Source organism: Piezobacter thermophilus (assembly GCF_055386745.1).
The window spans coordinates 543,601-562,308 of the sequence record NZ_AP042380.1; the positions used below are offsets into that span (position 1 = coordinate 543,601).

The window sequence follows — 18,708 nt, forward strand, 5'->3', positions numbered from 1 at the left end:
GAATTTTCCGAATGTCCGAACAGGCACAGGCGCGGCAGGAATACGGCGCCGATTCCATCAAGGTTCTCAAGGGCCTGGAGGCGGTTCGCAAGCGCCCCGGCATGTATATCGGCGATACCGATGACGGGTCCGGCCTGCACCACATGGTCTACGAGGTGGTGGACAACGGCATTGACGAGGCACTGGCCGGTCATGCCGACGAGGTGACCGTGATCATCCATGCCGATTCCAGCGTTTCGGTGCGCGACAACGGGCGTGGCATTCCGGTGGACATTCACCCCGAGGAAGGGGTGTCGGCGGCTGAAGTCATCATGACCCAGCTGCATGCGGGGGGGAAATTCGACAGCAACTCCTACAAGGTCTCGGGCGGTCTGCATGGGGTCGGCGTGTCGGTGGTCAACGCGCTGTCCGATTGGCTGGAGCTGCGCATCTGGCGCGACGGCAAGGAACATTTCGCCCGCTTCGAGCGGGGCGAGACGGTCGAGCATCTCAAGGTCGTGGGCGATTGCGGCGACCGCACCGGAACCGAGGTGCGTTTTCTCGCCTCGCTGGATACGTTTTCCAACCTCGACTACTCCTTCGATGTGCTGGAGCGGCGCCTGCGCGAACTGGCCTTCCTGAATTCCGGGGTGCGAATCGTCCTGATCGACGAACGCCCGGCCGAGCCGCACAGGGTCGAACTGCATTACGAGGGCGGGGTCCGGGAATTCGTCAAATATCTCGACCGGCACAAGCAGCCGATGATGGAAGAGCCGATTCACATTCTGGGTGAACGTGACGGCATCGTGGTCGAGATCGCGATGTGGTGGAACGACAGCTACCACGAAACGGTGCTGCCCTTTACCAACAACATCCCCCAACGCGATGGCGGCACGCATCTGGCCGGTTTCCGCGGGGCGCTGACCCGGACGCTGACCCGCTATGCGCAGGAAAGCGGGATTGCCCGGAAGGAAAAGGTGAACTTCACCGGTGACGATGCGCGCGAGGGGCTGACATGCGTCCTTTCCGTCAAGGTGCCCGATCCGAAGTTCTCGTCGCAGACCAAGGACAAGCTGGTCAGCTCCGAGGTGCGGCCGGCGGTCGAAAGCCTGGTTAACGCCAAACTGACCGACTGGCTTGAAGAACATCCCGCCGAGGCCAAGACCATCGTCGGCAAGATCGTCGAGGCCGCCCTTGCCCGCGAAGCTGCCCGCAAGGCGCGCGAACTGACCCGGCGCAAGACGGCGATGGACGTGAACTTTCTGGCTGGCAAGCTCAAGGACTGTTCCGAAAAGGATCCCGCCAAGACCGAGCTTTTCCTCGTCGAGGGCGACAGCGCCGGCGGTTCGGCACAGACCGGCCGGGACCGGATGACCCAGGCCATCCTGCCCCTGCGCGGCAAGATCCTGAACGTCGAGAGGGCCCGTTTCGACCGGATGCTGTCAAGCCAGGAAATCGGCAACCTGGTGATGGCGCTGGGCACCGGAATCGGTCGGGACGAATTCGACATCTCGAAGCTGCGCTATCACAAGGTCATCATCATGACCGATGCCGACGTGGACGGCGCTCATATCCGCACGCTGCTGCTGACTTTCTTCTACCGGCAGATGCCCGAGCTGATCGAAAAGGGGCATCTCTACATCGCCCAGCCGCCGCTCTACAAGGTGTCGCGCGGCAAGTCCGAGGTCTATCTCAAGGATCAGCCGGCCCTTGAGGATTACCTGATCGAACAGGGCATCGATGGCGCGGCGCTGCGGCTGGCCTCGGGCGAAGAGATCATCGGCCAGGATCTGATCCGCGTCATTGACGATGCCCGCCAGATGCGGCGCGTGCTGGAGGCGTTTCCCACCCACTATCCGCGTCATATCCTCGAACAGGCGGCGATTGCCGGCGCCTTTGCTCCCGGCGCGGTCGAGAGGGATCTTCAGGGCGTTGCCGACAAGGTGGCGGCGCGGCTTGACATGATCGCGGCCGAATATGAACGCGGATGGCAGGGCAGGGTCACGCAGGATCACGGGATCCGGCTTTCGCGGGTCCTGCGCGGCGTGGAAGAGGTGCGAACTCTGGACGGTCCGATGTTGCGCTCGGCAGAGGCGCGCAGAACCGGCAGTTTCACGCCGGGCCTGCAGGAGGTTTACGGCGGGCCGGCATTGCTGGTGCGCAAGGAGCGGGAACAGATGATCTTCGGTCCGCTCGGCCTGCTGGACGCGATCCTTGAAGAGGGCCAGAAGGGGCTGACACTTCAGCGCTACAAGGGTCTGGGCGAGATGAACCCGGAACAGCTGTGGGAAACGACGCTTGATCCGAATGCAAGGACGCTTCTGCAGGTGCGCGTGGACGACGTCGCCGAGGCTGACGACCTGTTCACCAAGCTGATGGGTGACGTGGTGGAGCCCCGGCGCGAATTCATCCAGAAAAACGCGCTGAACGTGGAAAACCTCGACTTCTGAGCCGCTCTCCGATGCCGGGAAAGCCTGCATGCTCCCCGGTGATTCCAGAGCGTGTTTCCACGGGGATCGTGTCGATCGTGACATGGATTTGCGCGGCATTCACTAGGGGGTCAGTTCGGGTTCGACCGATATCGAAATGACGGAGCAGGACCAGAACACCGTCATTTGTCCTGCCGCATGATATCTTCGATCAGCACGGCATCGACGAACTCCCCCAGTTCGCGTCGGGCGACCCTCGTCAGATCCGCCTTGAGAGACTGAAGTGCGGTCGTATTGGTGAACGCGCCGGCAAATCCACCCGTGTTGGAATAATCGAACAGGACTTCAAGAAAGGAATCCCGCAGTTTGGGCTGTTTGGCAAAAATTTCCTCCTGATGTCCGGGGCTGGTTTCGATGCTGATGGTCAGTACGACCAGGGACCGGATCTTTCCCCTTTCGATCACGGGCACCACGAACTGGTTGGCCAGCCTCACATATTCCTTTTCTTCTGACCCTTCCTTGCCATTTTCAGAGGGTCCAATTTCTGTGCCCTTCTCCGAAGTCTTGCTGTTGGGAGCGGTTTTCTCTTCCCCTGAGGGAGTGCCGGATTTCTCCATGAACAAGGCAGCCGAGGCGCCGGCAGCCATACCCAGGACAAGAAAGACGATTGGAATGAGTTTTGCGATCATGGGCTTCAGAACGGCAGAACCGCATCGAGTATCTGTTGTCCGTACCGAGGTTGCTGAACGTCGGTAATCTGCCCGCGGCCGCCATAGGAAATCCGGGCCGAGGCGATCTTGTCATAGGTCACCTCGTTCTGGCGCGAGATGTCCTCGGGGCGCACGAATCCCGAAACCAGAAGCTCTCTCATTTCGAAATTCACGCGGATCTCCTGCGATCCGGAAATCGAAAGGACACCGTTGGGCAGAACGTCCACCACCGTTGCAGCAACCCGGAGCGTGAGCTTTTCCTTCCGTTTCACCGACCCCTTTCCGCTCGACCGGCTTTGCGAATCGATGGCAACCGCATTGGCCATGACCGCCCCGTCCGGAAGCCGGCGCTCCAGCCGTTGCGGGACTCCGAAAAGCTGCGGAACGCCCAGGCTTTCAGATCCGGTTCGCGAACGGCTGGTGTCATTCGAGATCTCGGCCTTTTCATCGATTTCGACGACCACGGTCAGGATGTCGCCTTTCCTGAGAGCGCGCCGGTCGCCCAGGAGGGAGTTGCGCTCCCCGCTCCAGAGAGATGACCGGAAGACGCCGCTCGCGGGTTGCCCATTGCGGGGCAGGCCGGGCCACATCATGGCGACGCGTTCGGCGGAGTCATCCGTCGGCGAAAAGCCGGGAGGTTTGCCAAGATGATCTGCGCGGCCACAGGCCGAAAGCAGAAGAGCCGTTGCGCAGAGTATGAGGATGTTCCGCATCATCTGACCTCGACGGTGCCGTCCGAGGTGACCAAGCCGACCACGGTAGAACGCGACATCGTGTTCATGACGCGCAGGGAGTCCCCGGTGGAAGCGCGCCCGAGCGCCCGCCCTTCGGCGGTGATGCTCAGGCCGTTCTGCCGAAAACGGATGATCACCAGGTCGTTCGGTCTCACGATCGAAACGGGCCCCACGTCACGCGGCATGATCGAGCGGCCGGGATAGATGGTGCGCCTGGCCTCCAGGCCGACGACCTTGGCCGGGTCGGAGAACGCCCCCTCGCGCCGCTTGTTGCCAAGTGCCACATCCTCGGATTTCACGATTTCCTGCGCCCGGATCATCCGCACCGCGACAACCGATTGAGCGGATGCCGGGGTAGAAAGGAGAAACAGGAGAACGAAGGCCAACCGCTTCATCAGCGCACCTGCGTGGTCGTGCCAAGCATCTGGTCCACGGCGGACAGAACCTTGGCATTCATTTCGTAGCCGCGCTGGGCCTCGATCAACTCGGTCACTTCGCGCACAGCGTCCACGGAGCTGTCTTCGAGATATCCCTGGCGGAGTACGCCGAGTCCGTCCTCTCCGGGCGATGATACGAGCGGTGGCCCCGATGCTTCTGTTTGGGTGAACAGGTTGCCGCCCATGGCCTCCAGCCCTTTCGGGTTGGTAAACCCGGCAAGAACGAGTTGACCGAGCAGTTGGCCTTCTGCCGCATCGCTGAAATAGGCGTAAACCTCGCCGGCGGCGTTGATCGAAATGCTGCGGGCGTCATTCGGAATGACGATCTCCGGCGAGACGGGGTAGCCTTCCGAGGTCACGATGACGCCTTCGGGAGAGCGCTTCAGGCTTCCGTCCCGGGTATAGGCGGATTGGCCGGATGGAAGGGTGACCTCCAGATAACCGGCGCCCTCGATGGCGATATCGAGATCCTGTCCGGTTTCGGACAGCGCGCCCTGGGCGAGGTTGATCGACACCGCGACCGGGCGCACCCCCATTCCCAACTGGATGCCCGTCGGCAGCACGGTGCCATTGGCGGCATTGACCGTGCCTGCGCGGGACATCTGCTGATACAGAAGGTCGGTGAACTCGATCCTGCGCGGGTTGTAGCCGGTGGTGTTCATGTTGGCGAGGTTGTTCGAGATGGTTTCGACGCGCAGCTGTTGTGCGCTCATCCCGGTTGCGGCAATGGAAAGGGCTCGCATGTGGGGTCTCCTGAAACGTTACTTGAGCATGGAATCGACGGCCTTTCGGATCCGCCGGTCTTCGGCGTCGAGGAAGCTTTGGCCCAGTTCGTAGCCGCGCTGAACCTCGATCATTCGCGCCATCTGCTGGATTGCATCGACATTCGACTTCTCAAGAAAGCCCTGGAGAACCCGGGGCGTTTCCACGGGAACCGGATCGCCGGTCGTGCGGAACAGAACGCCATCCTGCCGGGTCAGTTGCTCGGGCGTATGTGGTTCAAACACGCCGATCTGCCCCAGAACGCCCCCCCGCGCCGCGATCGTGCCGTCGGCCGAGATGCGTATCGGCCCGGCATCGGGCGGGATGAATATGGGGGCGCCACCCGCGTCCATGACCCGGTAACCGTCCGGATTGACAAGATCTCCCTCGGCATTGGGCGAGAAATTCCCCGCCCGTGTCAGACGCAGCCCTTCCGGTGTTTCCACCATGAAGAAGCCGCGGCCCTCGATCGCCAGGTCAAAAGGTCCGCCGGTCGAGGCGAGCGCCCCCTGCGCGAGCGAGGTTTCGCGCACCCGTGCGGCACCCATGGACATGGAGGGCAGGCCGGGTTCGGCCCTGCGCACGAATTCCGAGAAGATCAGGCCCTCCTGGCGATAGCCAGTGGTTGCGGCGTTGGCGATATTGTTGGCGATGATCTGCATTTCCCGCATCAAGCCCGATTGGCGGGACAGGGCAGGCAGTCCGAAGGTTCCCATCACGACGCTCCTGAAATCAGGGGAATGACCTGGTCCTGGAAGAAGGAGACCAGCAACCGGGTCATGAACTCCATGGAAAGCCAGAATACCAGGACGATGGCGGCCAGTTTCGGGGCGAAGGTCAGCGTCAGTTCCTGAATGGTGGTCAGGGCCTGGAACAGACCGATCACCACGCCGGTCACCAGCGCCGCCAGCAGGATCGGTAGCGACAGCATCATGGCCAGCCACAGACCTTGGCGAAGCAGGTCGTAGAACGCGCCATCGGTGAGCATGTCACACCGGCATCCTGAGAATTTCCTGATAGGCTTCGACCACCTTGTTGCGCACGGTTACCGCAGTTTCCACCGCCAGCTCCGTCTGTGCCAGCGCCATGACCAGGGACTGCGTATCGGCAGTTCCGGACATGGCGCCGATGGCCGTGTTTTCGGCCTCGCGCAGGGTGGCGGTGAAATCACGGGCGACGGCGTCGAACTTCCGGCCGAAATTGTCGGACCCGGCGGCCGGCTCCGTGGCCGGACGTGACGATGCATAGTTGCGGATTGCGGAAAAGCTGCTGATATCCATTCTGGATTTCCCCTATCTGCGAAGAAGGTCGAGCAGCGCCGCGGACATTGCGCGCGTCTGTTCGAACATCTTCAGGTTGGCTTCGTAGCTGCGTTGCGCCTGGCGCGCGTCTGCGATCTCGATCATTAGATCGACATTGGAACCCCGGTAATACCCGCTTTCGTCTGCCAGCGGGTGGGACGGGTCGTAGATCTTTTCCGGCTGTGCCGGATCAAGCCGGACCCGGCCGGCGCGAACGAGGGTTTCCCCTGACGGGCCGTGCGCCACCTCGAACGGCACCAGCTTGCGCCGGTATCCCGGCGTGTCGGCGTTCGAGATGTTTTCGGATATGTGCAGAAGCCGTTGCGACTGGGCCCGCAGACCGCTGGCCGAGACCGCGAGGGCGGATGAAAAATCGCTCATGTCCGCCCCCCTACACGCGCCCGAGGCTGCTGCGCAGAATGTTCAGAGAAGACCTGTAGATCGCCAGCGCGCGCTTGTGTTCGCTCTGAATTTCGGCCGCCTTGACCATCTCTTCCTCCAGGGAAACGGTGTTGCGCCCCGGTTCGAACATGGGTCGGGATTCGACTTCGTCCCATCGCAGGCCAACGCCGCTCAGGTGGCCGGGGCGGCTGGCACGCATGGCAAAGTCGCCGGCGCCGGATACAAGGTCCGAGAACGGGGCGATGTCGCGTGCCCGATAGCCGGGCGTGTCGGCATTGGCGACGTTTCTGGCAACGACAGTCTGGCGGTACGCGGCATGTTCGGCCATCGCGCGCGCCATGTTGAATACGTTCAGCGTATTGAACATCGGGGCTTCTCCCTCGATCGGTTTCAATCAAGGCTTAACCCCGATTCGTTTAGAAACCGTTTGCGCGGATCTTTTGCGGAGGCGGTGATGGTGCTTGAGCTGGACATCCTGAAGGCTCATCTGGGTTCGGCCCGGCTTGCGCGGCCGATGGGGCGCGTGGCGGCGGTGCGGGACGGGCTGATCGTGGTCTCCGGGCTTGAGCGGCGCGCGGCGGTCGGTGATCGGCTGCTGCTGCGCCGGGGATGCGGGCCGCTGGGGGGAGAGGTGCTCCAGATCGACGATCTGGGGATCAGGATGCTGCCGGATGCTGCTCCGGACGGGGTGGCGGTTGGGGATGCGGTCGTTCTGCAGGGGCGGGTGGCGTTCTGCCCGTCGGATGCCTGGATCGGGCGTATCGTCGACCCCTGGGGGCGGGCGCTGGACGGCAGGCCTCTGGCCCGGGGCGGTCAAGCGCGCGAGGTGGTGGCGCCGCCGCCCCCGGCCGCCTTGCGCCGCGGGATGGGTGAGCGGTTGCCGACCGGGCTTGCAGTTCTCAATACCATGCTGCCCATCGTTCGGGGCCAGCGCGTCGGCCTGTTCGCGGGGTCGGGGGTTGGCAAGTCCAGCCTGCTGGCACATCTGGCGCGCCACATGGAGGCGGATGTGGTCGTCCTTGCCCTGATTGGCGAACGCGGGCGCGAGGTCAATGATTTCGTGCACAAGGTGCTGGGCCGCGAAGGGATGGCCCGTGCGGTCGTGGTGGCGGCCACCTCCGACCAGTCGGCTCTGACGCGGCGGCGCTGCGGCTGGGCGGCGATGACGGTGGCGGAACATTTCCGCGACAGCGGCCGTAACGTTCTGCTTTTGGTCGATTCGGTGACCCGGTTCGCCGAAGCGCATCGCGAGGTGGCGGTCGCCGCGGGGGAAGGCGCCGCGCTGCGTGGGTTTCCGCCGTCACTGACGCCCCAGATCACCGGCTTGTGCGAACGTGCAGGTCCCGGTGCAGAGGGGCAGGGTGATATCACCGCCATCTTCAGCGTGCTTGTGGCCGGGTCGGACATGGACGAGCCGGTGGCCGACATCCTGCGCGGGGTTCTGGACGGGCATGTGGTGCTGGAGCGCGACATCGCCGAACGCGGCCGCTATCCGGCCATCGACGTTGGGCGGTCGGTTTCGCGCAGCCTGCCCGATGCCGCCAGCGAAGAGGAAAACCGGATCATCGCCGAGGCGCGCCGCCTGCTGGGTGCCTATGAACAGTCCGAGGTGATGATCCGGGCCGGGCTTTATCAGGCCGGGGCCGATCCGGTGCTTGACCAGGCCGTTCGCGCCTGGCCCGATCTGGACGCCTTCTTTGCCCGGACCGACACCGATGGCATTGCCAGCAGTTTCCAGCGCCTTCAGCTGATCCTGCGCCGTTCGGCTGCGGGGCAGGATGTGCGCCGCCCGTGAGCGATGGGCAAGTCGGCGCCGGCACCGCCGCTGCGGGTCAAGCTCAGCGGATCGGGGCAAATATGGCGTCCTTCAGCCGGCAGTCACGCACCACGTCCGGCCCGCAGGGCACCGGGTCGAGATCCCGACTCAGGCAGATGCGTGCCTCCTGGATGCGACCGTTGCGGCAGGTGATGGTGATCATGTCGGGCGACAGATCGGGGTTCGTCTGCAAAAAGGCCTCTTCCACGACACTGGCCGGCAGCCTGACCGCGCGATCGAGCCGGCGGAATATCCCGGGCCGAGTGATGCTGTCATAGGCGCGCCGGGACAGGGCGAAATAGTCGCGTGCGCTCAACCCCGTGCAGCTTCCGTGCTTTTTCCACTGATACCAGGCCAGCCCCGGGCTGCCCATGATATCCGCCATTTCCCGGGTCATCGCGCGCGAGGGCGGGGAAAGGGCCGTGCGGCAGAACTCGGGCCAGCCGCGTTCGTATTGCGGCCATAGCCCGTGCAGGATCCAGCCCATGCCGCGCCTCGGGGCGCATTGTTCGGCACCTTGCGCGTCGCCCCGGGCGGCGCACCAGTTCGGCGACCAGCTCAGCGACAGGACAAAATAGTCGAAATCGCCCGCGCGCCCGTCCCCGGCCGGTGCGGGCTGGCCGGCAAGCAGCAAAAGCACGATCAGAACCCGGTGCATTCGCCTCTTTCCTTATCGATCCGGGGCGACTATATAGGCCTGAAGTTCCCCGACAACGGAAACCCGTTCCGGAGCCACCTCCGGGACCGCCGATTTCAGGCGACGGGGAAGATGTGCTCGAAGGAGATGAACGCATGGCAAAACCGTTGATGGCCAAGGCAACTGCCGTGTGGCTGGTGGACAACACGACGATCAGCTTCAAGCAGATTGCGGATTTCTGCGGCCTGCATGAACTGGAGGTGCAGGGGATCGCCGATGGCGAGGTCGCCGTGGGCGTCAAGGGTTTCGACCCCATCGCCAACAACCAGCTGACGCAGGAAGAGATCGAAAAGGCCCAGAAGGACCCGAAACACAAGCTCAAGCTCAAGTTCAACCCGGCCGCCGTGGGCGAGGAGAAGCGCCGCGGTCCGCGCTATACCCCGCTGTCCAAGCGCCAGGACCGCCCCGCCGCGATCCTGTGGCTGGTGAAGTTCCACCCGGAGCTGTCGGACGCGCAGATTTCCAAGCTGGTCGGCACGACCAAGCCGACGATCCAGTCGATCCGTGATCGCACCCACTGGAATATCGCCAATATCCAGCCGATTGACCCGGTGGCGCTGGGCCTGTGCAAGCAGTCCGAACTGGACGCCGCCGTGCAGAAGGCGGCCGCGAAGAAGGCCGCCGACGGGTCGGTGATGAGCGACGACGAGCGGCGCAAGCTGGTCAGCACCGAACAGTCCCTGGACATGCCGGCCGAGCCGAAGATCCCGACCGCGATCGAGGGGCTTGAAACCTTCAGCCTGTCCGATCCGCGCGATGATGAACGCGACGAAGATCCGATCATGGATGCCGAAAGCCTCTTCAACCTGCCCAAGAATGGCAACGACGAAGAAGAAGACGACGACGCATCGCGGCCCTGAGCCGGAAGCATGACGAAAGGCTCCGAACCGGAAACGGCCGGAGCCTTTTCACGTCTGCCCGCCCGGGCGCGCTACATGGCGTTCATGGTCAGCAACTCGTATTCCGCCACCTTTTCGTCGTCCTGATTGGTCAGGGTAACGTGCCAGCGCACCTCGCCATATTCTTCGTTGCGCGGGGTTTTCTGCTTCACGGTCAGGCGCACCTTGATGCTGTCGCCGGGGCTCACCGGCTTCATGAAGCGCAGTCCGTCCAGGCCGGTATTGGCCAGCACCGGGCCCTCGTCCGGCTCGACGAACAGGCCGGCGGCAAAGCTCAGCAGCAGATAGCCATGGGCGACCCGGCCGGGGAAGAAGGGGTTTCTCCGGGCGGCCTCCTCGTCCATGTGGGCATAGAAGGTGTCGCCGGTGAAATGGGCGAAATGCTCGATATCCTCCAGCGTGACGGTGCGTGCGGCGCTGTGCAGCGTCTCGCCGATCTGCAACTCGCCGAAGCGGCGGGTGAAGGGGTGGGCGGGGCCCTCGATCTCGGTGGCCCCGGGCACCCATCGGCCGCCAACCGCCGTCAGCATGTCGGGGCTGCCCTGCACGGCGGTGCGCTGCATGTAGTGCATCACCCCGCGCACGCCGCCCATTTCCTCGCCGCCGCCGGCGCGGCCGGGGCCGCCATGGACCATGTGCGGCAGGGGGGATCCGTGCCCGGTTGCTTCCTTCATCGACACCCGGTCGTTGAAATAGAGCCGCCCGTGAAAGGCGCCTGCCGCCAGCACCGCCTCGCGTGCCACCTGCGGATCATGGGTGATGACCGAGGCCACCAGCGAGCCCTGCCCGCGATTGGCAAGCTCCAGCGCGTGGCCGAGGTCGCGATAGCCCATCACCGTCGAGACCGGCCCGAAGGCCTCGGTATCGTGCACCCGCTCGGCGCGGTCCGGCTCGGCGCAGTGAAACAGCATCGGCGGCAGGAAGGCGCCCTTGTCCGAGTTGGCGCCGACCACCTCGAAATCCTCGGGGTCGCCGAAGACGCGCTCGGCCTCAGTGGCGATGATCGCGGCCTTTTCCAGCACGTCGCGCTTCTGCGCGGCCGAGATCAGCGCGCCCATGCGCGTCTGCTCAAGCCGCGGATCGCCGATAACGGTCTTTCCCAGCCTTGCGCGCAGCGCTTCGATCACCGCCGGCACCTGTTCCTCGGGGGCGATGATGCGGCGGATGGCGGTGCATTTCTGCCCCGCCTTGACGGTCATCTCGCGCACGACCTCCTTGATGAACAGGTCGAATTCCGGGCTGCCGGGCACCGCGTCCGGCCCCAGGATCGAGGCGTTGAGGCTGTCCTGCTCGGCCACGAAGCGGACCGAGGCGGCCAGGATGTTCGGGTTCGCGCGCAGCTTCAGCGCGGTCGCGGCCGAGCCGGTGAAGCTGACCACGTCCTGGCAGGTCAGCCGGTCGAGCATGTCTCCCAGCCCCCCGGCCACGAATTGCAGCGCACCCTCGGGCAGGATCCCCGATTCCAGCATCAGCCGCACCGCGGCTTCGGTCACGTAGCAACTGTCGGTGGCCGGCTTCACGATGGCCGGAACGCCGGCCAGCAGGGTGGGGGCGAGCTTTTCCAGCATCCCCCAGACCGGGAAGTTGAAGGCGTTGATATGCACCGCCACGCCTTGCAGCGGGGTGCAGACATGCAGCCCCTGAAAGCTGCCCTGCCGCGAAAGCTGCTCGGGCGCGCCATCCAGATACACCTGCCCGTCGGGCATCTCCCGCCGCCCCTTCGAGGCGAAGACGAACAATGTGCCGATGCCGCCGTCGATGTCGATCAGGTGATCGGCCTGCGTGGCGCCGGTGTCGAAGGAGATGTCGTAAAGCGCCTGCTTGTGTTCGTTGAGGTGTTGCGCCAGCGCCTTGAGCATCCTTGCCCGGTCGTGGAATGTCAGCCGGCGCAGGGCCGGCCCGCCCGTATTCCGCGCATGATCCAGCATCAGCTGCACGTCCAGGGCGGCGTTTCCGGCGCGCGCGATCACCTCTCCGGTGATGGCGCTGGCGATGTTGCGGGCGCCTTCGCCCGGGGCCACCCATTGCCCGGCGGCATAGCTTGAAATTTCGCGAATGGTCATGGTCTGGTCCTTGCAGGATCGGGTTCGGGTCGGGCGGACGGATTGCCGCCCCACCGGCTCAGTTCATCTGGGCGGGCAGATAGAGCACCAGAATCGGTACCAGCACGATCAGCCCCAGCCGGAAGATGTCGGCCACCCAGAACGGCGTGACGCCGCGGAAGATCGTGCCGGTGGACACGTCGCCGACGACGCCCTTGAGGATGAACACGTTCAATCCCACCGGAGGCGTGATCAGGCTGATCTCGGTCACCACCACGACGACGATTCCGAACCAGACCGGATCGTAGCCCAGCGAGGTGACCAGCGGAAAGAAGATCGGCACGGTCAGGAGCAGCATCGACAGCGATTCGAACACGCAGCCGAGGATGATGTAGATCCCGAGGATCATCAGGATCACGACGAAGGGCGAAACGTCATATGCGGTTACCATGCCGATCAGCGCCTCGGGCAGGCCGGCCAGGTTGATGAAGTTGGAAAAGATCTGCGCCCCGATCAGGATCGAGAACAGCGCCGCCGAGGTATAGGCGGTTTCCTTGAGCACCTCGAAGGTGGAGCCGATCGTCAGACCGCCGCGGAACAGGGCGATCAGGAAGGCACCCATCGCGCCCATGCCGGCGGCCTCGGTGGGAGAGAAGGTCAGGTTCAGTGGCTCGAAATCGAACAATCCGTAAAGGCCGCCGATAACCAGGAAGAACAGCAGCAGCACCGCCCAGACCTCGCGCAGGGCCTTGATGCGCGCGCCCCAGCCGGTGCGCTCGCCGGCCGGGCCGGCCTCGGGGTTGCGCCAGACGGTCCAGCGCACGGCAAAGAGATAGAACAGGATGCCCAGCAGCCCCGGCACGATGCCGGCCATGAACAGCTTGCCGATCGAGGTCTCGGTGAGCAGCCCGTAGATGACCAGGATCACCGAGGGTGGGATCAGGATGCCCAGCGTGCCGCCGGCGGCGATCGAGGCGGTGGACAGCTCGTCCGAATAGCCATAGCGGCGCATCTGCGGCATGGCGACCTTGGACATGGTGGCGGCGGTGGCAAGCGAGGAACCGCAGATGGCCGAGAACCCGCCGCAGGCGGCCACCGTGGCCATGGCGATGCCGCCGCGCATGTGGCCCAGAAAGGCCGCCGAGACCGAGTAGAGCTCGCGCGCCATGCCGCCCTTGTTTACGAACAGCCCCATCAGGATGAACAGCGGCACCACTGACAGCCCGTAATCCTGCGCGGTATCCATGACCTGCCGGCCGACCATGGACATGGCGGCGTTGAGGCCACGGTCGCTGAAGATGGAGCCGCCGCGCTCGAAGGCATAGCCCAGCGCCCCGACCAGCCCCATGGCGAACACGATGGGCAGGCGCATGAGCACCAGCACCAGGACGATGGCGAAACCGATCAGGGCGGCGGTCATTGGGCTCTCTCCGAAAGCAGGTGGGGGGCGAACAGGTGCAGAAGGCCGGTGACGATCATCGCCAAGGCCGAGATGGCCGTGAACAGGGCGATGAACCAGCCGATGTAGAAGGTCGGGATGGCGAGGTATTCGGTGACGTCTCCGTAGTCGCGGGCGCGCTCGGCCAGCACCTGGACCCTTTGCACCGGCCAGTAGAGCATCACGCCCGAGAGGATGTGGATCAGCGCGTCGCGGATGCGGTGCAGCCGGTAGCGCGTGAAGATCCCGTCGGTCAGGTCCACCGCGATATGGCCGCCATTGACCGAAATCACGGGCAGCACGGAAAAGACGATGATGGCCATGAAGATGCGCGTCAGCTCGGTCGCCGCTTCGATGGGCGCGTTGAACATCGAGCGCAGGACGACATCGAAAAAGGTCATCACCATGAGGACGAACAGGGCGATGCAGGCGATCAGCACCGGTATCGCGCTGGCCGACCGGATCAGTTTCAGCAAGCTGCCCATCTGAGGCTCTCCCGATTGCGGTGTCGGAGAAGTAAAGGAAACGGGGCCGGCAGTGGCGGCCGGCCCCGATCGCTCATCCGGCCTTACTTGTAGGCGGCCATGTCCGCCTTGATCATCTCGTAGGCGGCTTGGGCATCGACGCCCTTGGCGGCCACCTCGGCAATGACCTTCTTGCGCACCTCTTCGGCGATCTTGGCGAATTTCGCCTGATCTTCGGCCGAGGCCTCGATGATGGCGTTGTCGGGTGCGGCGAGGGTGGCCTCACGCCCGATCTGGTCGATCTCGTCCCAGATCCTGCCGATCTCGCGGCTCAGCGGCTCGCCAAAGACCTTTTCGTCCAGCGCCTTGCGGATGTCCTCGGGGAGGGCGTCGAACGTGTCCTGGTTCATGATGAAGGCGAAGGATCCGCGATACAGGCCGCCCGGCATCTCGTAGACGTTCTTGGCCACTTCGGTCAGCTTGAAGCCCTTGCGCGATTCCATCGGCATTACCACGCCGTCGGCTGCGTTCGAGGCCAGAGTCTCGTAGACCTTCGGCGCCGGTACCTTGATGCCGGTCATGCCCAGCTTGTCGGCCACATCCGAGGCCACACCGCCCGGCACCCGGACCTTCATGCCGTTCATGTCGGCCAGCGAGGTCACCTTCCGGTTCGAATGCAGCTGGGCCGGGCCATGGGTGAACATGGCCACCACCTTCAGCCCGCGATGCTCGTCCGCCTTCTTGAGGTACTTGTCGTAGGCGCGCCAGTAGGCGACCGAAGCCGCCTCGGCCGAGCCTTCGTAGCCGGGCAGTTCGATCAGCTTGGTGGTGGTGAAGCGGCCCGGCTGATAGCCGTGGAAGATGATCGACAGATCCGCCGCACCGTCCATGATCAGGTCGGGCTGGGCCGGAGGCGGGGCCATGCCCAGCTTCAGCTCGGTGGTGACGCGCCCGCCGGTGGCCTCTTCGACCATTTCGGTGAATTTGGGCCACATCTTCGCGTTGATGCCGTGGGTCGGCGGGGCCCAGCTGGAGATGGTCAGCGTGTATTCGGCCTTGTTCTCGGCTGCAGCTGCGAAGCTGCCGGAAACGGCGAGTGCCGCGCCGGCAAGCAGGGATGCGAGTTTCGTGAATTTTGCCATCTTGTTTCCTCCCGGGGTTGTCGATGGATGATGCCGTTAATGGTCAATATTGCAACTATCAACCACGGTGGCCGGGATCCCGTGGCGTGCCCGATTCCTTCGAACCGGGGCGCGGGTGCGCTGGTCCGAAAGGTCTGAACAGGTTCTGGACATCCGTCTGTCCTTTCCACGAGAATCGCGTCGGTGAGTTATTTATTGACCAACCGTTCGGTTTATGCAAGGAATTTGTCGAAACATTCACAAAGCGGCCAAGCCATGTCCGATACGATTCTTGCGCAAGATCACGGAAATTGGGTTGAAATCACCCTCAACCGGCCTGATCGGCTCAACAGCTTCACCGACGAGATGCATCTTGCCCTGCGCGCTGCCATCGAGGGCGCGCGCGATGGCGGGGCGCGGGCGATCCTGCTGACCGGGGCGGGGCGCGGGTTCTGCGCGGGCCAGGATCTGGGCGACCGCGACCCGCGCAGGATGGATGGCCCGCCCGATCTGGGAAATACCGTGCGGACCTTCTATGCGCCGCTGGTGCGGCTGATCCGGTCGCTCGAGTTTCCGGTGGTCTGTGCGGTGAACGGCGTGGCGGCCGGGGCCGGGGCCAATATCGCGCTGGCCTGCGACGTGGTGCTGGCTGCCGAGAGCGCGAAGTTCATCCAGTCCTTCTCCAAGGTCGGGCTGATCCCCGATACCGGCGGCAGCTGGCACCTGCCACGCCTTCTGGGCGAGGCCCGCGCCAAGGGGCTGGCCTTCACCGCCCAGCCGCTGAGCGCCCGCCAGGCCGAGGAATGGGGGCTGATCTGGAAGGCGTTGCCGGACGAGCAGCTGATGGACGAGGCCCGCGCCATGACCGAAGGTTTCGCCAGTGGCCCCACGCTGGGGCTGGGCCTGACCAAGCAGTGCATCCAGGCCGCTGCCGTGAACGCGCTGAGCGACCACCTTGAAATCGAGGCGGAGGCCATGAAAACATGCGGCGAAAGTGCCGATTATGCGGAAGGGGTGGCCGCCTTCCTCGAAAAGCGCCGGCCGGAATTCAAGGGAAAATGACGTGGCCGAAGATTTTGGCGGACAGATGATGCTTGACGCGAAACAGCGTGCCGAACGGGCGGCCGCGACCATGTGGGCCGCGGATCACGCCTCGAAATGGGCTGAGATGAAACTTGCGGAGGTGGATGAAGGAACGGCCACGATGGAAATGACCGTCCGTTCGCATCACTGCAACGGGCATGGCATCTGCCATGGCGGGGTGATCTTCCTGCTGGCCGACAGCGCCTTCGCCTATGCCTGCAACAGCCGCAACAGATCCACAGTTGCCCAGCACAACATGATCAGCTACATCGCGCCGGGCCGGGAAGGCGACCGGCTGAAGGCGGTGGCGCGCGAAGTGAATCTCAGCGGGCGAAACGGCATCTATGATGTCACGGTAACCAATCAGGACGGCGCCGTGATCGCCCAGTTCCGGGGCATGTCCCGGGCGATCAGCGGCCAGGTATTCCCCGAAAGCTGAGCTGCGGAGAACGACATGAAAGACCTCACCCCGAAGAAATCCGACCTGGATCCGATCGAGATTGCCTCGCGCGACGAGATCTCCGCGCTGCAGCTGGAGCGCCTGAAATGGTCGTTGCGCCACGCCTACGAGAACGTCCCGATGTATCGCCAGCGCTTCGACGAGGCCGGCGTGCATCCCGACGACCTGAAGACGCTGGCCGACCTGGCGAAGTTTCCCTTCACCTACAAGAACGATCTGCGGGACAACTACCCCTTCGGCCTGTTCGCGGTGCCGCGTGATCAGATCGTTCGCATCCATGCCTCGTCGGGCACCACCGGCAAACCGACCGTGGTCGGCTATACCCGCAACGATCTGGACAACTGGGCCGATCTGGTGGCCCGCTCCATGCGCGCCAGCGGCACCCGCCCCGGCGACATCGTGCATGTGGCCTATGGCTACGGCCTCTTCACCGGGGGTCTCGGCGCCCATTACGGGGCCGAGCGGCTGGGCTGCACCGTGGTGCCGGTTTCGGGCGGCATGACCGAGCGGCAGGTGCGGCTGATCAACGATTTCCGGCCGACGACGATCATGGTCACGCCGTCCTACATGCTCAACATCCTCGAACAGTTCCACAAGCTGGGGCTCGATCCGCGCGAAAGCTCGCTGGAAGTGGGCATCTTCGGGGCCGAGCCCTGGACCGACGCCATGCGGGCCGAGATGGAAGAGGCCTTCGACATGCACGCGGTGGACATCTACGGCCTGTCCGAGATCATGGGGCCGGGGGTGGCCAATGAATGCGTCGAAACCAAGGACGGTCTCGTCATCTGGGAGGATCACTTCTACCCCGAGATCATCAACCCCGAGACCGGCGAGGTCCTGCCCGATGGCGAGATGGGCGAGCTGGTCTTCACCACCCTGACCAAGGAAGGGCTGCCGATGATCCGCTACCGCACCCGCGACCTGACCCGGCTGCTGCCGGGTACGGCGCGCTCGATGCGGCGGATGGAGAAGATCACCGGCCGCTCGGACGACATGATCATCCTGCGCGGGGTCAACGTCTTTCCCAGCCAGATCGAGGAACAGCTGATGGCGACCGGCGGGCTGGCCCCGCACTACCAGATCGAGCTTTACAAGTCGGGCAGGATGGATGCCATGCGCGTCTATGTCGAGGCGACCCCGGACGCGGCGGACGAATTGTCGAAGACCGCCGCCGCGCGGATGCTGACCAAGCGGATCAAGGACAATGTCGGTGTCTCGACCGAGATCATCGTCGGCGATCCCGGCGCGGTCGTCCGCTCCGAGGGCAAGGCCAAACGCGTGATCGACAACCGGGACAAGGGGTAGGCCCTTGGCCCGGACGATTGCAAAGGACCACGACCTCAAGCGCGCGCAGATCCTGAAATCTGCTGCCCGCGTGTTCGCGCGTGAAGGGTTCGACCGGGCGTCGATGACCCAGCTTGCGCGCGAATGCGGGATCTCGAAGGCAAACATCTATCACTACTACGACAGCAAGGACGCGATCCTTTTCGACATTCTCGACAGCTACCTTTCGGGACTGCGCGATCTGATCCTGTCGGTGGATACCGAAGGGCTCGACCCGGAGAAGCGGTTCCGCCGGATGGTGCGCGAGATCCTCAACGCCTACAAGGGCGCGGACGAGGAACACCAGGTGCAGATCAACGCGCTTTCGGCCCTGCCCGAGGACCAGCAGGAGCAGATGCGGGCCTATCAGCGCGACATGGTACGTTTCATGAGCGACTGCATCAAGGCACTTGCCCCCGAAGTCTTTGCCGAGGACCGCATCCGCCTGCGGGCCACCACCATGTCGGTATTCGGGATGCTCAACTGGTATTTCATGTGGAGCGCCGACGCCGACACCGCCGCGCGCGAGGCCTATGCCGATCTGGTCTGCGATCTGACGCTGAAGGGCGTGCGCGGACTGAAGTGAGGCCGCCCCCCGCGATCAGCGGCGG

General features: G+C 64.2%; 21 protein-coding genes. 7 read left to right on the forward strand and 14 right to left on the reverse strand.

Annotated features, from left to right (window positions below):
* Positions 1-11 precede the first annotated feature (11 nt).
* Positions 12-2,429: a DNA topoisomerase (ATP-hydrolyzing) subunit B gene (gene gyrB, locus ACZ5CM_RS02505; RefSeq protein ID WP_464640970.1), complete on the forward strand. Its 2,418-nt coding sequence runs from the start codon at positions 12-14 to the stop codon at positions 2,427-2,429.
* A 161-nt stretch (positions 2,430-2,590) separates the two neighbouring features.
* Here gyrB and ACZ5CM_RS02510 read toward each other — a convergent pair whose 3' ends face one another.
* From ACZ5CM_RS02510 to ACZ5CM_RS02550, 9 genes are read right to left on the reverse strand one after another with little or no spacing between them, the layout of a single operon-like run.
* Positions 2,591-3,097 carry a flagellar basal body-associated FliL family protein gene (locus ACZ5CM_RS02510; protein ID WP_464640972.1) on the reverse strand — a complete coding sequence of 169 codons (507 nt, stop codon included), beginning with the start codon at positions 3,095-3,097 and terminating at the stop codon, positions 2,591-2,593.
* Positions 3,098-3,102: 5 nt separating this feature from the next.
* Positions 3,103-3,831, reverse strand: a complete 729-nt coding sequence (flgH, locus tag ACZ5CM_RS02515; protein ID WP_464642461.1) for a flagellar basal body L-ring protein FlgH — start codon at positions 3,829-3,831, stop codon at positions 3,103-3,105.
* Positions 3,831-4,247 (reverse strand): flagellar basal body P-ring formation chaperone FlgA, encoded by a 417-nt coding sequence (gene flgA / locus ACZ5CM_RS02520; protein ID WP_464640974.1) that lies wholly within the window; start codon positions 4,245-4,247, stop codon positions 3,831-3,833. Before flgA ends, flgH begins: the two co-directional genes overlap by 1 nt.
* Positions 4,247-5,032: a flagellar basal-body rod protein FlgG gene (flgG, locus tag ACZ5CM_RS02525; RefSeq protein WP_464640976.1), complete on the reverse strand. Its 786-nt coding sequence runs from the start codon at positions 5,030-5,032 to the stop codon at positions 4,247-4,249. The genes flgA and flgG overlap by 1 nt, the downstream gene beginning before the upstream one ends.
* Before the next feature lie 18 nt (positions 5,033-5,050).
* Entirely contained in the window at positions 5,051-5,767 is a 717-nt protein-coding gene (locus ACZ5CM_RS02530; protein ID WP_464640978.1) for a flagellar hook-basal body complex protein, read from the reverse strand.
* Entirely contained in the window at positions 5,767-6,039 is a 273-nt protein-coding gene (locus ACZ5CM_RS02535; protein ID WP_464640979.1) for a flagellar biosynthetic protein FliQ, read from the reverse strand. The genes ACZ5CM_RS02530 and ACZ5CM_RS02535 overlap by 1 nt, the downstream gene beginning before the upstream one ends.
* A gap of 1 nt (position 6,040) precedes the next feature.
* Positions 6,041-6,331 (reverse strand): flagellar hook-basal body complex protein FliE, encoded by a 291-nt coding sequence (gene fliE / locus ACZ5CM_RS02540; RefSeq protein WP_464640980.1) that lies wholly within the window; start codon positions 6,329-6,331, stop codon positions 6,041-6,043.
* A 12-nt stretch (positions 6,332-6,343) separates the two neighbouring features.
* Positions 6,344-6,733 carry a flagellar basal body rod protein FlgC gene (gene flgC, locus ACZ5CM_RS02545; RefSeq protein ID WP_464640981.1) on the reverse strand — a complete coding sequence of 130 codons (390 nt, stop codon included), beginning with the start codon at positions 6,731-6,733 and terminating at the stop codon, positions 6,344-6,346.
* 10 nt (positions 6,734-6,743) lie between these two features.
* Positions 6,744-7,121: a FlgB family protein gene (locus tag ACZ5CM_RS02550; protein WP_464640983.1), complete on the reverse strand. Its 378-nt coding sequence runs from the start codon at positions 7,119-7,121 to the stop codon at positions 6,744-6,746.
* 87 nt (positions 7,122-7,208) lie between these two features.
* Between ACZ5CM_RS02550 and ACZ5CM_RS02555 the strand changes: the two genes are divergently transcribed.
* On the forward strand, positions 7,209-8,549 hold the full coding sequence (locus ACZ5CM_RS02555; protein WP_464640985.1) for a FliI/YscN family ATPase: 1,341 nt from the start codon (positions 7,209-7,211) through the stop codon (positions 8,547-8,549).
* A gap of 43 nt (positions 8,550-8,592) precedes the next feature.
* On the opposite strand, the gene ACZ5CM_RS02560 is transcribed toward ACZ5CM_RS02555, so the two are convergent.
* Positions 8,593-9,228, reverse strand: a complete 636-nt coding sequence (locus ACZ5CM_RS02560; protein ID WP_464640987.1) for a ribonuclease T2 family protein — start codon at positions 9,226-9,228, stop codon at positions 8,593-8,595.
* 134 nt (positions 9,229-9,362) lie between these two features.
* Here ACZ5CM_RS02560 and ACZ5CM_RS02565 point away from each other — a divergent pair, with 134 nt between their 5' ends.
* Positions 9,363-10,127, forward strand: a complete 765-nt coding sequence (locus ACZ5CM_RS02565) for a DUF1013 domain-containing protein (protein ID WP_464640988.1) — start codon at positions 9,363-9,365, stop codon at positions 10,125-10,127.
* Between the two features lie 71 nt (positions 10,128-10,198).
* On the opposite strand, the gene paaZ is transcribed toward ACZ5CM_RS02565, so the two are convergent.
* From paaZ to ACZ5CM_RS02585, 4 genes are all read right to left on the reverse strand, one after another.
* Entirely contained in the window at positions 10,199-12,229 is a 2,031-nt protein-coding gene (gene paaZ / locus ACZ5CM_RS02570) for a phenylacetic acid degradation bifunctional protein PaaZ (protein ID WP_464640990.1), read from the reverse strand.
* A 58-nt stretch (positions 12,230-12,287) separates the two neighbouring features.
* Positions 12,288-13,628, reverse strand: a complete 1,341-nt coding sequence (locus ACZ5CM_RS02575) for a TRAP transporter large permease (protein ID WP_464640992.1) — start codon at positions 13,626-13,628, stop codon at positions 12,288-12,290.
* A complete protein-coding gene (locus ACZ5CM_RS02580) occupies positions 13,625-14,131 on the reverse strand; it encodes a TRAP transporter small permease (protein WP_464640994.1) in 507 nt (168 codons plus the stop codon). The genes ACZ5CM_RS02575 and ACZ5CM_RS02580 overlap by 4 nt, the downstream gene beginning before the upstream one ends.
* Positions 14,132-14,214: 83 nt before the next feature.
* A complete protein-coding gene (locus tag ACZ5CM_RS02585; protein ID WP_464640996.1) occupies positions 14,215-15,252 on the reverse strand; it encodes a TRAP transporter substrate-binding protein in 1,038 nt (345 codons plus the stop codon).
* A gap of 255 nt (positions 15,253-15,507) precedes the next feature.
* On the opposite strand from ACZ5CM_RS02585, the gene paaG reads away from it, so the two are divergent.
* From paaG to ACZ5CM_RS02605, 4 genes are read left to right on the forward strand one after another with little or no spacing between them, the layout of a single operon-like run.
* Positions 15,508-16,293: a 2-(1,2-epoxy-1,2-dihydrophenyl)acetyl-CoA isomerase PaaG gene (gene paaG, locus ACZ5CM_RS02590; RefSeq protein WP_464640998.1), complete on the forward strand. Its 786-nt coding sequence runs from the start codon at positions 15,508-15,510 to the stop codon at positions 16,291-16,293.
* A 25-nt stretch (positions 16,294-16,318) separates the two neighbouring features.
* On the forward strand, positions 16,319-16,753 hold the full coding sequence (gene paaI, locus ACZ5CM_RS02595) for a hydroxyphenylacetyl-CoA thioesterase PaaI (RefSeq protein ID WP_464642462.1): 435 nt from the start codon (positions 16,319-16,321) through the stop codon (positions 16,751-16,753).
* Positions 16,754-16,768: 15 nt separating this feature from the next.
* Positions 16,769-18,079 carry a phenylacetate--CoA ligase PaaK gene (paaK, locus tag ACZ5CM_RS02600; RefSeq protein WP_464641000.1) on the forward strand — a complete coding sequence of 437 codons (1,311 nt, stop codon included), beginning with the start codon at positions 16,769-16,771 and terminating at the stop codon, positions 18,077-18,079.
* Between the two features lie 4 nt (positions 18,080-18,083).
* The gene (locus ACZ5CM_RS02605; RefSeq protein WP_464641002.1) at positions 18,084-18,683 is read left to right on the forward strand and encodes a TetR/AcrR family transcriptional regulator; all 600 of its coding nucleotides are present in this window, start codon (positions 18,084-18,086) and stop codon (positions 18,681-18,683) included.
* Positions 18,684-18,708: the final 25 nt, after the last annotated feature.

Bases quoted from the DNA above. Each gene is read 5' to 3' on its own strand.
- ACZ5CM_RS02580 (WP_464640994.1), bottom strand. From the start codon at position 14,131: ATGGGCAGCTTGCTGAAACTGATCCGGTCGGCCAGCGCGATACCGGTG.
- ACZ5CM_RS02530 (WP_464640978.1), bottom strand. From the start codon at position 5,767: ATGGGAACCTTCGGACTGCCTGCCCTGTCCCGCCAATCGGGCTTGATG.
- flgC (WP_464640981.1), bottom strand. From the start codon at position 6,733: ATGAGCGATTTTTCATCCGCCCTCGCGGTCTCGGCCAGCGGTCTGCGG.
- ACZ5CM_RS02560 (WP_464640987.1), bottom strand. From the start codon at position 9,228: ATGCACCGGGTTCTGATCGTGCTTTTGCTGCTTGCCGGCCAGCCCGCA.
- ACZ5CM_RS02555 (WP_464640985.1), top strand. From the start codon at position 7,209: ATGGTGCTTGAGCTGGACATCCTGAAGGCTCATCTGGGTTCGGCCCGG.
- paaZ (WP_464640990.1), bottom strand. From the start codon at position 12,229: ATGACCATTCGCGAAATTTCAAGCTATGCCGCCGGGCAATGGGTGGCC.
- paaG (WP_464640998.1), top strand. From the start codon at position 15,508: ATGTCCGATACGATTCTTGCGCAAGATCACGGAAATTGGGTTGAAATC.
- ACZ5CM_RS02535 (WP_464640979.1), bottom strand. From the start codon at position 6,039: ATGCTCACCGATGGCGCGTTCTACGACCTGCTTCGCCAAGGTCTGTGG.
- ACZ5CM_RS02550 (WP_464640983.1), bottom strand. From the start codon at position 7,121: ATGTTCAATACGCTGAACGTATTCAACATGGCGCGCGCGATGGCCGAA.
- fliE (WP_464640980.1), bottom strand. From the start codon at position 6,331: ATGGATATCAGCAGCTTTTCCGCAATCCGCAACTATGCATCGTCACGT.
- paaI (WP_464642462.1), top strand. From the start codon at position 16,319: ATGATGCTTGACGCGAAACAGCGTGCCGAACGGGCGGCCGCGACCATG.
- paaK (WP_464641000.1), top strand. From the start codon at position 16,769: ATGAAAGACCTCACCCCGAAGAAATCCGACCTGGATCCGATCGAGATT.
- ACZ5CM_RS02565 (WP_464640988.1), top strand. From the start codon at position 9,363: ATGGCAAAACCGTTGATGGCCAAGGCAACTGCCGTGTGGCTGGTGGAC.
- flgH (WP_464642461.1), bottom strand. From the start codon at position 3,831: ATGCGGAACATCCTCATACTCTGCGCAACGGCTCTTCTGCTTTCGGCC.
- flgA (WP_464640974.1), bottom strand. From the start codon at position 4,247: ATGAAGCGGTTGGCCTTCGTTCTCCTGTTTCTCCTTTCTACCCCGGCA.
- flgG (WP_464640976.1), bottom strand. From the start codon at position 5,032: ATGCGAGCCCTTTCCATTGCCGCAACCGGGATGAGCGCACAACAGCTG.
- ACZ5CM_RS02585 (WP_464640996.1), bottom strand. From the start codon at position 15,252: ATGGCAAAATTCACGAAACTCGCATCCCTGCTTGCCGGCGCGGCACTC.
- ACZ5CM_RS02510 (WP_464640972.1), bottom strand. From the start codon at position 3,097: ATGATCGCAAAACTCATTCCAATCGTCTTTCTTGTCCTGGGTATGGCT.
- ACZ5CM_RS02575 (WP_464640992.1), bottom strand. From the start codon at position 13,628: ATGACCGCCGCCCTGATCGGTTTCGCCATCGTCCTGGTGCTGGTGCTC.
- gyrB (WP_464640970.1), top strand. From the start codon at position 12: ATGTCCGAACAGGCACAGGCGCGGCAGGAATACGGCGCCGATTCCATC.